The organism is Olleya sp. NP1-10, assembly GCF_055804415.1.
The window spans coordinates 433,939-449,463 of the sequence record NZ_CM147840.1 but is presented as its reverse complement, the minus strand read 5'-3'; the positions used below and the strand labels follow the sequence as shown (position 1 = coordinate 449,463).

Sequence of the window (15,525 nt, the reverse complement as noted above, 5' to 3'; positions counted from 1 at the left end):
TTTGTTACAGTTTTGAGCAAAAAAAGCTTCAAATTATATGAAGCTTTTTTTGTTTTATAACGAATATTACTCGTTTACAACTTTACCATTAACCGTTTTTATTGGTTTTTCAGACAGATGTACAGTGGACACACCGTTATTTGTATGTGATGATATGTTTAACTCTGAATTATTTTTAGCTAAATCCAAAGCCTTATCAGAGCTAATTGCTTCGCCATTATAATAAAATGAAGCGTCTTTTTTGGCTATTCTAATAATGTGATCTGTAGTGTTTATTGGAGGTGGTGGAGGAGGAAGTGTTATGTCGTCATTCCAAGTTTTTTTAAATTCTGAGACTATTTTACCAGCTTTAAAAACTTTAGTTATTTTTTGACCCGGAATTACTTTGCTTCCATCTGTTTGAGTATTAGATAATTTATTCCCTTTTTTATCTACCTCAAATCCATTTCTGTTATAATATTTAGTTTTGCTTTTTAATTTTACATAAAAATGAGTTTGCTCTTTTATATTTACAAAACCTGTGGTTTTATCAGAGTTTAATGGAGCTGGAGGAGGAGGAGGAATACTAGACGCGTCTCCTTTTTTTACTTTAGGTGATTCCGAATAGTTCTCATCATTTTTGTCTACAACCTTTATAATAACAGGCTTAAATTTATTGGACTTAGTTTTAATGTCAAATACTTGGATTATATCCCCTTTTTTGGTTTTTAAAACATTTTGTCTAGTTTCATTGTCTGGCATGTTACCATCGTTAAATAAGGTTTTAATTCCTGGGATTTTCAATTTAAAATGGGATATATCTTCTTTATTAGTTGTGCTTAAAATCAACTCTGCTATTCCTTTTTTTGATAAGTTAAGCTTACAACCATCACATTCTATTCCGTTTACCAAAAGAATTGAATTTTGAGTTTGTGTGATTTCTTGTTTAGTTAAATCTTCAGTTGGTAAATTGTTTTTTATTTGTTTTAAAGTTTCTTTTTCAACTTCTATTGTATTGCTGAAGCTGTAAATTAAAATTGCTAATAATGGAAGCAGTAGTAAACTGCGTAACCAAACGACTGATTTTGGTGTTTGTGTTTTCATAAGTGTGAAACGTTTTTTGATTGATGAATAATTGATGGCATTAACTAACGCCTGTTCTTGATGGTTTGATGAGAACGCTAGTAAAATGTTTTGATAGTTTTTAGTGTCTACTCCTTGATTTAAAACTGCTTGGTCTGCTAAAAACTCGTGATTAAGTTTAATCTCTTTTTTTAACCAATATAACAATGGATTAAACCAAAATATTATTTGTATTAGCTCAATAAGTAATACATCCAAACTGTGTTTTTGTTTAGCATGTGTTTGTTCGTGTAATAATACTTCGTGTGGAATTTGATTGTGTTCAAATTTATTTTTATTTAAAAAAATGAAGTTGAAAAACGTATGCGGAATTTCCAGTTGATATATTAAAACATTGATGAAATTGTTATGTTTAATTTTTTTATGTTTTTTAATTTTTGAAACGATACCAAGAATATTTTTTCCAAACCGAATCAAAAATAAGCTAACACCAATTGCATATACACTCCATAATATAATTGCTAAGTAATTAGTGTCTTCTGCTATTTTAAAAGGTGTATTTAATGGTGTTGTTTCTGCGTTATTAATTATCAGTACCTCATCAACAGCAGGAACTACATATTTTACAAAGTTTATAAAAGGTGTAATTATAGATATTAAAATAGCGATTAATAAATAAGCTCTTTTAAATTTATGGTTGCTTAAAAATTCTAACACTAATTTATAGAATATAAGTAGAATTAATAAGCAAGCACTGGATTTTAATAGCAGTAATACCATGATTATTTGTTTTTAATTTCATCGTCAATAATAGACCGTAATGCTTCTAATTCTGATTTGCTTAAATCAGTTTCTTTTGTGAAAAACGAGGCAAATTGTGAGCTGCTATTGTTAAAAAAGTTTTTAATCAAGCCATTAACATGCTTAGAAAAATAGTCTTTTTTATTAACTAAAGGATAGTATTGTCTTGAGTTACCAAATTTAGTGTAACCTATAAAACCTTTATCTGTCATACGTTTTAGTAATGTCGCTATAGTTGTATTTGCTGGTTTAGGTTCTGGATAGGATTCTAGTAAATCTTTCATGAAAGCCTTTTCTAGTTTCCATAAATGATTCATTAATTCTTCTTCCGTTTTTGATAATTGCATGTCTACAAGTTTAGATTAACCTCTACAAATGTAGAATAAAAATTTGATTCTACAATTGTAGAGGTGTTTTTTTGTGATTTTAGTGATAAAACAAAGTGTGGTTTTGTTTCATTATGAACAAGTTACGATTGAGTAATATTGTATGTGTTGTACCTACACTAGGTCATCCTGAACTAGTTTCAGGATCTCATCCCAAACAGAAATAACTATGTTATTACTAAAGGCACGACTAAATAAAGACTTTTTATTAAGTGATTTTTTATGAGAATTTTGGATTAGTCGCTACTTTCTAGAGCGTAAACTCTCAATAACAACCGTTGATAGGATTAGCATTCCGCCAATAAAAGTGTTCCAAGTTGGAATTTCATTTAAAAAGAAAAAAGCAATTATAATTCCAAATATTGGTTGTGTACTTCCAATAATACTAGCTGTGCTGACTTTAAAATGGTTTAAACTTTGAATAAATAATGTATGTCCAATTGCTGTGGTTACTAATGCTAGAATAATAACATACGGAAACTGAGTGTTTATGTTAGAACTATCATATATAAATAATACAGGAAGTAAAACAATACTTATTATAAATAATTGAAAAAACATTAGGCTACTACCATGGTAGGAGGTTACGTATTGTTTAAGTATTAAAATACGCATAGCATAACAGAAGGCAGAAAATAGTCCAAACAAAATCCCTTTTACGGAGTCATTTTGAATGTCTAATTCTGGAGAGAGAATGTAAATCCCTAAAAGGACCATTGCGCCTAATATAAGGTGCATGTAATCAAATTTTGTTTTAGAAAATAAGGGCTCTAATAATGCTGTCATTATTGGAAATGTAAATAAGGCTAACATACCAATAGCTACACTTGACAATTGTAGCGCTATAAAATAAGTAATCCAATGTGAGGCCATAAATAATGCGCTTAACACAAAAGCACCCAAGTCTTTTTTAGAATTTATTTTAAGGGTAATATTTTTGTATTTGCAATAACCTAATAATAAAAATAGTGCTAGACAGCTTCGCCACCAAATAGTAACAGGTGCAGGCATACTTATATAGCGACCTAAACTACCTGATGTGCTAATTAGTAGTGTTGCAAAGGTTAGTGCTAGTACGTGCTTTAAATGTTGGTCTTTCACTTTGGTTGGTTGTGTAAGCGGTAGTAGTGGCATCCTTTATTTTGCTGCCATATATGGCAAAATAAAGATATAACGGATGACGCGACCACCTTTTGCCTCCTAAAAGCAAAAGGTGGTGACACCCTAATTATTATTTATGCATTTCTGTAAAGTACTTGTAGAAATACGGAATGGTTTCTATCCCTTTTAAGTAGTTCCACACTCCAAAATGTTCGTTTGGACTGTGGATTGCATCGCTATCTAAACCAAAGCCCATTAAAATGGTTTTGCTTTTTAGTTCTTGCTCGAATAATGATACGATTGGTATGCTTCCTCCACTACGTTGTGGTATTGGTGTTTTACCAAAGGTTTCTTGATAAGCTTTGCTTGCTGCTTGGTAACCGACACTATCTATTGGTGTCACGTAACCTTGTCCACCATGATGAGGTGTAACTTTTACTTTAACGCCTTTTGGAGCAATACTTTCAAAATGTTTTTTAAATAGGTCTGTAATATTTTCCCAATCTTGGTTTGGTACTAATCGCATAGATATTTTTGCAAATGCTTGGCTTGCTATTACTGTTTTTGCACCTTCACCTGTGTAACCACCCCAAATACCGTTAACGTCTAAGGTTGGTCTAATGCTATTACGCTCGTTGGTTGTATAACCTTCTTCTCCGTAAACAGCATCAATATCTAAAGCTGCTTTGTATTTGTCTAATGAAAACGGAGCTTTAGCCATTTGTGCACGCTCGTCTTTTGATAATTCTTCAACATTATCATAAAAACCTGGAATGGTAATATGATTATTGTCATCATGAAGAGAGGCTATCATTTTAGTCAATACGTTTATTGGATTTGCTACTGCACCTCCATATAAACCAGAGTGTAAATCGCGATTTGGTCCAGTAACTTCAACCTCAACATAACTTAAACCACGTAATCCTGTTGTAATTGATGGTGTGTCTTGTGCAATCATACCAGTATCACTAATTAAAATGACATCGTTAGATAGTTTGTCTTGGTTTTGCTTTACAAATTTACCAAGGTTAACACTACCAACTTCCTCTTCGCCTTCTATCATAAACTTGACGTTACAAGGTAAAGTATTATTTTTGGTCATAAATTCCATTGCCTTAACGTGCATGTACATTTGACCTTTGTCATCACAAGCTCCTCGAGCAAAAATAGCACCTTCTGGATGTAAATCTGTTGTTTTAATTACAGGCTCAAAAGGTGGAGAGGTCCATAAATTTAATGGATCTGGTGGTTGTACGTCGTAATGACCATAAACTAAAACGGTTGGTAAATCTTTATCAATTATTTTATGTGCGTAAATAATTGGATAGCCTTCTGTTTCGCAAATTTCGACAACATCGCAACCAGCGTCTGTTAAGCTTTTTGCTACGACCTCAGCAGTGTTTACTGTATGCTCTTTATAAGCTGAGTCTGCACTTATAGAGGGAATCTTAAGTAGCTCTATTAATTCGTCAAGAAAACGTTGTTTGTTTTCTTGAACGTAAGATTTTATGTTTTTCATTTAAAAAATAGTATTGAATTTAGGTAAAAATACAAAAAGGAAAATAATTTGTTTGAAGTTATTATGAATATTCAAACTATTGTTTATATTTGCAATCCGAAATTATCGGTATAAGTTGCAGGCGTGGTGGAATTGGTAGACACGCTAGACTTAGGATCTAGTGCCGCGAGGTGTGAGAGTTCGAGTCTCTCCGCCTGTACAAAGTAAAAAAGCTTCTCATTTTTGAGAAGCTTTTTTTATGTCATTTAGTTTATATAACAAAAAAAGCTTCAGCGGACAACTGAAGCTTTTCGGGTTAAATGTATTAAATAATTATGATTTAATCAGTTTTGTGGTTTTTATTAAACCTTTATTTGTTGTTGTTTTAACAAGATATAGGCCTTTTGCTAAGTTACTTATGATAAACTTATGTCCTGCATTAAAACGCCCTTTAAAATCCTTTATTAGCTTTCCTGACACATCCATTATTTGAACGTTATTTACTATTTTATTGACCGAAAAGGAAGTACTTGACGGATTTGGATATAGTTTAAAAGTACTAGACAGTGTAAACTCCTCTGTGCTTAAGTTTTGAGGTGCTGCATTACCATAAATTTTAAATTGTCCTGCAGGAATAGTTATTGGTGCTGTTGTACTTGTAACGTTTATACTTGTACTATTAGTCGCGTCCATTAAATCATACCAAGTACCTGTTGAAGGAAAGTCAGGAGTTATATTTTGTGAGGTAACATTAAAGTTAGCTAAAATAACAACATTGTTTAATTGATCTGAAGGAATTGAGTTATCTGAAATGAAAATTCTTGGAGTTAAAGTATTAACATCAGGATTAGTTGTGTTGTTAATAACATATTGACCTTCAAAAACAGGTTGGTTTACTTTTAAATCATTAAGTCTTGCCCAATCATTATAAACTTGACTTCTTGTAGCATCTGACAACCAATTGTTGTCCCACTGAGGTTGAGGTTTTGTATCTAATTTACAGTCTCCATCTGATCCTGAAGTATCATTAACATTACCATTATTACAAGTGTAAATCGAGTTTTCCATACCTAGCTCTCCAAAATGCCATATCATTTTTGGTCCTGGAATTGTTAAACTTACAGCTCCTAAAGCAGACATTCTTGATATTGCTGTATTTAAATTGGTAACATCATGGTTTGTGTTAGTACTGTTTCCATATTGTAAATTTCTATACATTAATCGCTCTTCATCATGGCTTTCTGGATAACCAATTAATCTAGGTGCATCAAAGTTTCGGCTATTGTGTCCCATTCCGTTTATGTTACTTCCTGAAGCATAACCCATAGTTAATTGATTGTAAGGATCTGTCATTTTTCCCCAAAGCATGATTCCTTTACCTTCGCTTATTCTGTAATCAGCCCATTCTTTTTCTTCTTGTGTCCCACCTAAATGTTCGAAAATCACATAATGATCATCATCAAGAGACCAAGAATAATCTGCGTATTGTTTTAAAATAGCAACTCTGTCTGCTTGATATTGATTAGTACAATTTTCGTCCGAGTCAGTACAATTTTGGGTAAATCCTTTAGTTAAGTCCCAACGTAATCCATCAATATTAAACTCTTCAATCCAATGTTTTACTACGCGTTGAACATAATCTTGAGTTTTTGAGTTAGAGTGATTAAAATCAGAACCAACACTATAAGTGTGTGTAGCTACTTGATTAAAATAAGGGTTTTCGCTACTTGGTTCTCCCCAACCATCATTATCAGGATCGTCCATCCACATTCTAACCATAGGGTTGCGTCCAAAAGCATGGTTTAAAGCAATGTCTAAAATGACTGCAATCCCATTTTGATGACACACATCAACAAACTCTTTAAGTTTATCTTCTGTACCATAATACTTATCTAAAGCCATATGGAAAGACGTGTTGTATCCCCAACTTTCGTTACCTTCAAATTCCATTACTGGCATTAATTGAATGGCATTAACATTAAGGTTTTTGAAGTAGTCTATTCGATCTATTAATTGTTGGTAATTACGACCTCCATCAGCATTTTTGTCAAAATCTCTTATTAATACTTCATAGATTACTAAGTCCTCTTTTTTAGGTTTTTCAAAGTCAGTTACTTGCCAGTTATAGGCTGTTTGACCTGTTTGTAAAACTGTAACTTCTCTATCTTGACCTATTGGGTAACTAGGTAAGTTTGGATAAGACGATGCTGGAATAAAAGGATCGTCAAATGGAGATAATACTAACGTAGAATACGGATCTGCTGTTTTTACAAGATTTGGCGAGTTAGAAACAGGGTTTTCTGCACCAACCCAATATTGATAAGTTTCTGTTTGACCAGCTGTTAATCCAGTTAACTCTAACCAAAATTGTCCAGTTGTCGGATCTTTTTTCATTGCATAAGCAGATGTAGGTGAGTAATTATTGAAGCTTCCTGCGACATATACAAAATCTTTTAAAGGAGTCTCTAAAACTAATGTTGCAGAGGTGTTACTGGTGTAGTTAATACCGTTTTCCATATTAGCAGGTAATGCTTGAGATGTGCTGCTATTTACAAGAATTGTGAAGTTTTTAGTAACCACTTCTGTTCCTTGTGTGACTTCCAATTGACAGTATTTGTTTTCTGTTATATTAGAAAAAGAATAGTTATAAAAATTGGTAATTGCTGTATTAATAGTTGTACCATTAGCTTTAAGTACATAATTAGCATCACCATTTGAATTTTGAGCAATGATTTGTGTGTCTGAATTGCTAGTTACAACTATAACTCCGTCAGATTCTGGGTTAATCATATCTACTTGAAAAGCTCCTACATTAAATACAAAGTTTTGACAACCACCATTGTCTAATTTTAATTCTTGGCTACCGTTTGGGTTTCTAAACACTATCCCCATTTTGGTGACTTCAGTTTCTTCAGTAGCTGTTAAATTAAAATAAGTACTAGGTGTGATTGTTATACTCCAAGTTCCATCACCATTATTGGTCATTTCACCAACGCCATCATCTTGTCCCCAATTACCTACGACTTTAATTCCGTATTCGTCACTTTCATTTCCAACACCTAGATGAGCATATACTTTTGCAGGATTAACAATACTATTACAAGTAGGTGCAGTTATATCTACAGTTATGGTTACTGGTTGATTTACTAATATAGGGTTTGGATTAACAGTGACTTGGCCAAGTACTAGTAATGGTAGAAATAATAATAAGTTGAGTAATAGTTTTTTCATTTTAATATTTTTTAAAATGTGAAATTAAATTTAGTTTATAAAGAAAAAGCCTATTTACTTTTACAAGTAAATAGGCTTTAAAAGTTTTATTTAATACAATATTAAATTTATAAGATTACGGTTCTATTTCTAACGTATAAGTTAGATTAAATAAATCTATAACAATATTGTAAGTTCCAGCTGTTACAATAATATTATCTCCACCATCATCTAGAGTATTATCTAAACCTGTGTCTCCGTAGTTGGTTCCCCAATCATTGTTTAATCTTAATTTAAGTTCACCATCAGTTAAATTAACTTGAGTTACGTAAAGGTCATTACCTGCTGGGTAAAAAGTCCAGTCTGGTCCATCCCAACCATTAGGAGTTGAATCTCCAACTAGTCCCCAAATATCAGTAGTTGAAGCATCTTCCATTGTATAGGTAAGATTGTTTAAATCTAGGGTAATATAATATGTTCCTTCTGTAACAGCTATATTTCCTCCGTCAGCTTCTAAAGCGTTATCTACTCCAGTAGCTCCATAATTTACCTCCCAATCATCATCATCTCTAAACTTAATTTCACCATCAATTAAATGTACATAAGCTGCAAGTACGCCTTCTGTGTCTGTTTTGTAAAGAGGTATGTCTGGTCCATTCCATACATTAGGTGTTGCATCACCCACTATTCCCCAAGTTGTACTAAGGTCTGGAAGTCCTGGATAAGGTGTTACAGTTAAATTTATAGCTTCAGAATATACACTTGATACATTACTTAATTTAACTTCAACTTTTAGTTGTACTTGAGCTTCTACGTTAGGGGGTAATTCAAGCTCTGTTAAGAGTGCGTTTAGTTGTTGTACTGTAAAAGTTTTTTCTAAAGGCATACTTGCTGTAGCACTTTCTGGTGATGAAAAATCACCATTTTCTGTATCTATTAATACATTATATGCAAGAGGTGCTGCACTAAAACCAAAGTTTGGTTCTGTCCAAGTTACTGTTAAAGCTTCTTCATCTGCAGTAGCTTCTGTTAAAACTACTGTATTTTCTGAAACTGAAACTACAGGAATTCCGTTACTATTTAATTCGGTTATTTCCGTTTCATCGCAACTCACAAAAAGAGTTGCAATGCATAACGAAAGGACTAATTTATAAAATATATTTTTCATTTTAATAGTTATTAATAGCCTTCATTTTGAGAAAGGTTTGGGTTAACTGTTATAATACTGTTTGGTAAAGGAAATAAGTTTCTGTAGTTTGAAACAGAAGTCCCTTGAGGACTATTACCTTTAAATGGCCATAAGTAAGCATCTGTTGTAAAATAGTCATAACGAATTAAATCACTACGTCTTTGTCCTTCCCAATATAATTCTCTTGATCTTTCATCAAGTATAAAGTCTAAAGTAATGTCTCCACTTGATACGTTAGCGCTTGTGTCTCCATTAGCTCTTTCAATTAATTCGTTAATTTTTGTTGTAGCAAGATTTAAGTCACCGCCACCACCTCGAAGAGTAGCTTCAGCATAGTTTAAATAAATTTCAGCTAATCTAATTAGTGGAAGATCTGTATCTACAAAATCTCCAGCAGAATCAACACCTTGGTCACCATCACTATCTATATTTTTAAATTTAGTAACAGCATAGCCATCTGTAAACGAGGAGATATCTTCAATTTCTAAATTTTGACCATTAGTATAAAACATTGCTCTTTTATCACCTTCTATATATGTTTCTAATAGATCATTGAAATCTACATTTTCAATACTATAGGTTAAATTATCAAGATCTAAAGTGATATAATATTGTCCTGCTAAAACTGGGATATTTTGACCATCTGATTCTAAAGATAAATCAGTATCATCATCACCATAATTAGTTCCCCAATCATTATTAAATCTAAATTTTAGAGAACCATCAGTTAATTCAGTATATATTGAAAATTGGTTATTTCCAGTTTGATACATTTTAGTATCTGGGTCATCCCAGCCATTTGGTGTACCATCTCCTATGATTCCCCAATCAGACATTGGTCCTAATTCATCATTAATTTCTTGTATATCTTGAGTAAATACGGTATAGTTAAATTTTTCTTCTAGTTTTTTTGTGGTTCTATGTCCACTCCATCCACCATTAACACCAAATTCTGTGGCATCCATAGTTCCACCTATAGCTGCACGTACTAAAAATGTACTACCACCATAAGTTTGTGATCTTAATCCATCAAAATTTAAAGCGAATATAAATTCGTCTTGAGCTCCATTGGTATCATTATCAGCTAAAAATAACTCGTCATAAGCTGTACCATTACCATTAGCATCATTTATGTTAATGCTGTATCCTGAGTTTATAACGTTATTAGAATAGGTCACGCAATCTGTATAACGTGCAGTGCCAGTCCATACTTCTGCATTTAAATATAATTTAGATAATAAAGCCCAAGCAGCAACTTCATCCACTCTCCCATATTCGTTAGAGCGACCAGGTTTTAAATCTCCTTGAATATCAAGTAGCTCTGATTCTACAAAATTAAATAATTCTATTCTAGAGGCTTGTTGTGGTAAATCTGTAGATACTTCAGTTACTAAAGGAACATTACCAAATAAGTCAATTAAGTTATAATAAGCAAAAGCTCTTAAAAAACGTGCTTCTGCAATAAAACTTGACACTTCTCCACCAGCTAATGAAGCAGCATTGGTTATAAATGAATTACAAAATGATACTTCTTGAGCTAATCTATAATACATAGCTTCAGTAAAATCATTGTTACCGGACCAATACTGACCATGTAAGTCTTGTAAGCCAGCATCTCCCCAACCTACAACTGCATGATCTGTCGTTAATTCGTTTAGGTTAAAAAGCATTCTAGAATACTGAGAAAATCCTTCATTAATATCTGCAATATCTGCTTGTCCCGAAGGACCTTGTTGTCCTGTTAATGCTAGACTGGCATATAATTTTGCTAATGCACCTTTAACTTCGGTTGCATTTGCAAATACATCTTCTTCAGTAAAACTATCTGGATCAATTGGTGATTGATCTAAATCGTCGTGACATGATACCAATCCTAAGGACAGGACCATGATTACAATTAGGTGTTTAAGTTTTGTTTTCATTTTTCTTTTCTTTTATTAAAAATCAATGTTTACTCCCATTACAAATGATCTAGGTCTAGGATAAAAATTATTATCGATTCCTAAATTAATTTCTGGGTCCAATCCATTGTAATCTGTTACTGTTAATACGTTTTGTAATGATCCATAAAATCTAAACGTTGTATTTTTTACTTTATCTAAAGTATAACCAATTGTAATATTGTCTATTTTAAAGAAAGAAGCTTCTTGTACAAAGTGATCACTTATAGCTGTATTAGCATCTAATACAGTAAAACCAGTATTGTAATAATCTGTATGAATGTTTGTTAAGATATTATTGTTTGTTGCATTAGATAAAATTCCTCTATTAGCTTCAACATCATTATACATATAGTTACCTAGGCTAGCTCTTGATTGTAGTGAAAAATCCCAGTTTTTATAGTTTACATTAGTATTAAAACCCATTAGGACATCTCCAAAAGGATCTTCTTTGATGTATTTGTCTTCATCATTAATAATGTTATCACCATTTCTGTCTACAAATACACCTTCTAGTGGTGTCCCATTAGCGTCATAAACTTGTTCAAAAACATAGAAACTATTTGCAGATTCACCTTCTCTGTGTATTTGAACTGTATTACCTACACCTGTAGAGATACCTCCTTGAGGTTGGTCTGTGTTTAGTTTAGTTATCTCGTTTTCGTTTAAGGAAATATTGTAATTAACTGACCACTCAAAATTATCAGTTTTTACAGGTGTCACATTTAAATTGAATTCTAAACCTTTATTTTCCATGTTACCAATATTGGCATTTATTCGGTTTCCAAAGTTTGTGAAAGGGTCAACTAATGAACTAGCAATAAGGTCATTTGTTTCTTTCATATATGCATTTATTGATCCAGAAACACGTCTGTTAAAAAAGGCATAGTCTAAACCAATATTAAATGTTTTTCCAATCTCCCAACGTAAATCTTCATTAATAGGTTCTGGTCTGTAAGTTTGAAAAAAGCCACTTCCAAATTGATAATTTGCTGTATCTGTACTTCCGTTATAACGCGTTAAAAACTGGTAATCTCCTAGTCCGTTAACGTTACCTACTTCACCATATCCAACACGTAATTTTAATTCATTAAAAAATGAATCTTGCATAAAATCTTCTTGATGAATACTCCAAGCGGCAGCTACAGAAGGAAAAATTCCCCAACGATCATCAGGATTTAATTTTGAAGAGGCATCGGCTCTTAAAGTAGCAGTTACATAATATTTGCTATTATAATTGTAATTTGCTCTACCAAAATAAGATAATAAAACATTTTTAGATTTATCTATAAACTCAAATTGATTTCCGTCTTCTTCAGCTTCACTATCATTACTGAAATTATCGTACTCAAAAGACTGGTATGAGTATCCTCCAGCAACTGTTAAATTATGTACATCATTAAGTGTTTTATTGTAGGTTAAATAAGCATCGAACAATTTGTTATAAGAATTTTGAACATAACTTGTTTTTGATCCGTTGAATGTCTCATCAGAAGTAGGTATTAGCTCACTAGTAACAGTACGTCCATGACTATTTGATGTGTCATAACCAACATTTATAGTTGCAGTTAGAGCTTCAAAACCATGTATTTTATAATCTACTTTGGCATTTCCAACAAAACGTCTCACTTCTGCTGTATCATCCTTTAAGTTTAATAAAGCTAGTGGATTAGTAGGAGCCAAACTATTTTGGTTACCAGTTCCATTATCTAACCAAGTAAAGTATCCGCCATATTGTGAGTTAGGATCAAATATAGATTGTGTCGGGTCAAAACTTACAGCGCTTCCAATAGCACCTCTATCAACAAAAGTGTTTTCCGTGTACATTGCTCTTGCATTTAAAGCAACTTTTAAATGGTCATCTAATAGGCTAGGAGTTAAACTTAAAGATCCAGTAGTACGTTGTAAATTGTCTCCATCTAATATTCCATCATGTTCAGAATATCCTAAAGAGGCACGCATTGGTACTCCAAAAGCACTTCCTAAAGCACTAAAATTATGATCCTGTCCAAAAGCAGTCTTATAGATTTCATCTTGCCAATTTGTATTAGCATTACCTAATAACGCAATTTGCTCAGGAGAACCAATGTCGTTAATCAAAGTTCTAAACTGACTTGCAGACATGACATCAATATCATCAATTGGACTATAAACAGTTGTCTGAGAGCTAACATTAAATTTGAAATCTTTGTTTTTTCCTTTTTTTGTTGTAATTAAAACAACACCATTTGCAGCTCTTGAACCATAAATAGCGGTTGAAGAAGCGTCTTTTAAAACAACAAATGTTTCGATATCATTTGGGTTTATAAAGTTTAAAGGATTTCTTGTTCCTCCAACTCCACCATTGTCTAATGGTATACCATCAATAACATAAAGTGGTTCAGTAGTTAAAGATAAAGATCCAGCACCACGAATTGTTATACTTTGTCCTTCACCAGGTGCGCCACTTCCAGAAGTTACATTTACACCTGCAACTTTACCACTAATTAAAGATTGAGCAGATACTATAGGACCTTTGTTAAAATCTTCACTTGTTAGTAGGTCTGTTGTACCTGTAATGTCTTCTTTTTTAACACCACCATATCCAATTACAACGATTTCGTCCAAAAGCGCAGCGTCTTCAACTAATTTTATATTAAGAGTAGATTCACCATTATAAGTAATTTCTTGTGTGTTGTAACCAACGTAAGAGAATACTAAAACATCTCCTTTGTTAGCCTCAATGGTAAACTGACCATCAAAATCGGTAGTAGTCCCTTTTGTTGTATTTTTTATAACAACATTGGCAGTTGGTATGGGTAGGGCAGATGCTTGCTCTGTTACCTTACCTGTAATTGTGCTTTGAGCCAAGATTACAGTAGGAATAAACAGTAAAGCTAATAGTAGCCTTTTAAAAATTGTTTTCATACAATATTATTAAGTTAGTTTTAATTTTTTAGTATATATTTTTACTTCTCGATGATAAATCTATGTAAATTTTGTGTTAATTTTTTGTATCGATTTTGAGAATATACTACGAAAACGTTTTCGTGTTGACAACTTTTTGCGATTTTAAGAAAAATCACCTCCAAATAATGAATAATCATCACTTTGTGACTTTCGTTTTAATTAAACTAATAACTTTACGTCATTATTTTTATTAATCTACAACATTGTCATTCAGTTTAAATTTTATGAAAAAAAAGTAACCCTAAAACAAATAGCAAGAGAGTTAGATGTGTCTATTTCAACAGTATCTAAAGCCTTAAGAAATAGTATCGAAATTAGTGAAGATACACGTCAAAAAGTTCAGGCTTTTGCTAAGCTATATAATTATAGACCAAATAATATTGCACTGAGTTTAAAAAATAGGAAGACAAAGACCATAGGTATTATAATACCAGAAATTGTGCATCACTTTTTCTCCAAGGTCATTAGTGGTATAGAGGCTGTAGCCAATCAAAGAGGGTATAATGTTATTGTTGGATTATCAAACGAGTCTTTTGCTAAAGAGGTTATAAATATGGAAATGTTAGCCAACGGAAGTATCGATGGTTTTATATTGTCTATTGCTAAAGAAACTCAGCAACAGCAAGACTTTCATCATTTTACTGAAACTATAAATCAAGGGATGCCAATTGTAATGTTTGATCGTGTGGTTAACGATATTAAATGCGATAAAGTAATCGTTGATGATTCTGAAGGTGCAAAATTAGCAGTTAATAAATTAATTGCTTGCGGTTGTAAAAACATAGCAATTGTAACTACTAAAGATTATGTAAGTGTTGGTAAATTAAGGACTCAAGGTTATTTAGAAGCTTTAGAAGATCATAAAATAGCACCAAAAGCAAGCTTAATATTAAAGGTTCATGACCAATTGTTGTCTGAAGATCATCTGGATTCTTTAGAAATAGAGATTGAAAACTTATTTAAAAATAATAAAAAAATTGATGGTGTTTTTGCTGTAAACGAGCTGTATGCTATTACAACAATGAAGGTTGCTAGAAAGTTAGGTTTAACAATTCCAGACGATTTACAAATTGTTGGTTTTACAGATGGTGTTTTATCTAAACATGCAGTACCTGCTTTAACTACAGTTAGTCAACATGGTAAGAAAATAGGCGAAAAAGCAGCTGAATTATTAATCAATAACCTTGAACGTGAGGACGAAGAAGACATCTACGAAACTGTAGTTATTGAAACCGAATTAATTGAAAGAGCATCCACAAAATAAAAATTTAACATTGCTCATTTAAAATCTTTTATATCTTTACGGCATTCAAAACATATATTTTTACTTCTCAGGTAATATAGTTTTGATAAGTATAAGCTTGTCAAAATAGTAATAATTTAAACTTA

The 15,525-nt window shown here is 32.2% G+C and carries 9 protein-coding genes and 1 tRNA gene; 2 read left to right on the top strand and 8 right to left on the bottom strand.

Translation table 11 applies throughout. From position 1 onward, the window contains the following. Positions 1–66: 66 nt before the first annotated feature. From AC0L4B_RS02035 to AC0L4B_RS02020, 4 genes are all read right to left on the bottom strand, one after another. Positions 67–1,842, bottom strand: coding sequence for a M56 family metallopeptidase (locus AC0L4B_RS02035; RefSeq protein ID WP_473438332.1), 1,776 nt, complete (start codon positions 1,840–1,842; stop codon positions 67–69). Positions 1,843–1,844: 2 nt separating this feature from the next. Beyond that, positions 1,845–2,210, bottom strand: a complete 366-nt coding sequence (locus AC0L4B_RS02030) for a BlaI/MecI/CopY family transcriptional regulator (RefSeq protein WP_473438331.1) — start codon at positions 2,208–2,210, stop codon at positions 1,845–1,847. 282 nt (positions 2,211–2,492) lie between these two features. Then, the gene (locus tag AC0L4B_RS02025; RefSeq protein ID WP_473438330.1) at positions 2,493–3,383 is read right to left on the bottom strand and encodes a DMT family transporter; all 891 of its coding nucleotides are present in this window, start codon (positions 3,381–3,383) and stop codon (positions 2,493–2,495) included. A gap of 97 nt (positions 3,384–3,480) precedes the next feature. Next, positions 3,481–4,869 carry a dipeptidase gene (locus AC0L4B_RS02020; protein WP_473438329.1) on the bottom strand — a complete coding sequence of 463 codons (1,389 nt, stop codon included), beginning with the start codon at positions 4,867–4,869 and terminating at the stop codon, positions 3,481–3,483. Positions 4,870–4,986: 117 nt separating this feature from the next. On the opposite strand from AC0L4B_RS02020, the gene AC0L4B_RS02015 reads away from it, so the two are divergent. Next, positions 4,987–5,068 (top strand) — tRNA-Leu (locus AC0L4B_RS02015). A gap of 113 nt (positions 5,069–5,181) precedes the next feature. Here AC0L4B_RS02015 and AC0L4B_RS02010 read toward each other — a convergent pair. The 4 genes from AC0L4B_RS02010 to AC0L4B_RS01995 form a co-directional block, all read right to left on the bottom strand. Next, positions 5,182–8,079, bottom strand: coding sequence for an alpha-amylase family glycosyl hydrolase (locus AC0L4B_RS02010; protein WP_473438328.1), 2,898 nt, complete (start codon positions 8,077–8,079; stop codon positions 5,182–5,184). 115 nt (positions 8,080–8,194) lie between these two features. Further along, positions 8,195–9,226, bottom strand: coding sequence for a SusE domain-containing protein (locus AC0L4B_RS02005; RefSeq protein ID WP_473438327.1), 1,032 nt, complete (start codon positions 9,224–9,226; stop codon positions 8,195–8,197). Positions 9,227–9,237: 11 nt separating this feature from the next. Continuing rightward, the gene (locus AC0L4B_RS02000) at positions 9,238–11,169 is read right to left on the bottom strand and encodes a RagB/SusD family nutrient uptake outer membrane protein (protein ID WP_473438326.1); all 1,932 of its coding nucleotides are present in this window, start codon (positions 11,167–11,169) and stop codon (positions 9,238–9,240) included. A 15-nt stretch (positions 11,170–11,184) separates the two neighbouring features. Then, the gene (locus AC0L4B_RS01995) at positions 11,185–14,094 is read right to left on the bottom strand and encodes a SusC/RagA family TonB-linked outer membrane protein (protein ID WP_473438325.1); all 2,910 of its coding nucleotides are present in this window, start codon (positions 14,092–14,094) and stop codon (positions 11,185–11,187) included. A 250-nt stretch (positions 14,095–14,344) separates the two neighbouring features. On the opposite strand from AC0L4B_RS01995, the gene AC0L4B_RS01990 reads away from it, so the two are divergent. Further along, a complete protein-coding gene (locus AC0L4B_RS01990) occupies positions 14,345–15,400 on the top strand; it encodes a LacI family DNA-binding transcriptional regulator (RefSeq protein ID WP_473439376.1) in 1,056 nt (351 codons plus the stop codon). The last annotated feature ends 125 nt before the right edge of the window (positions 15,401–15,525 follow it).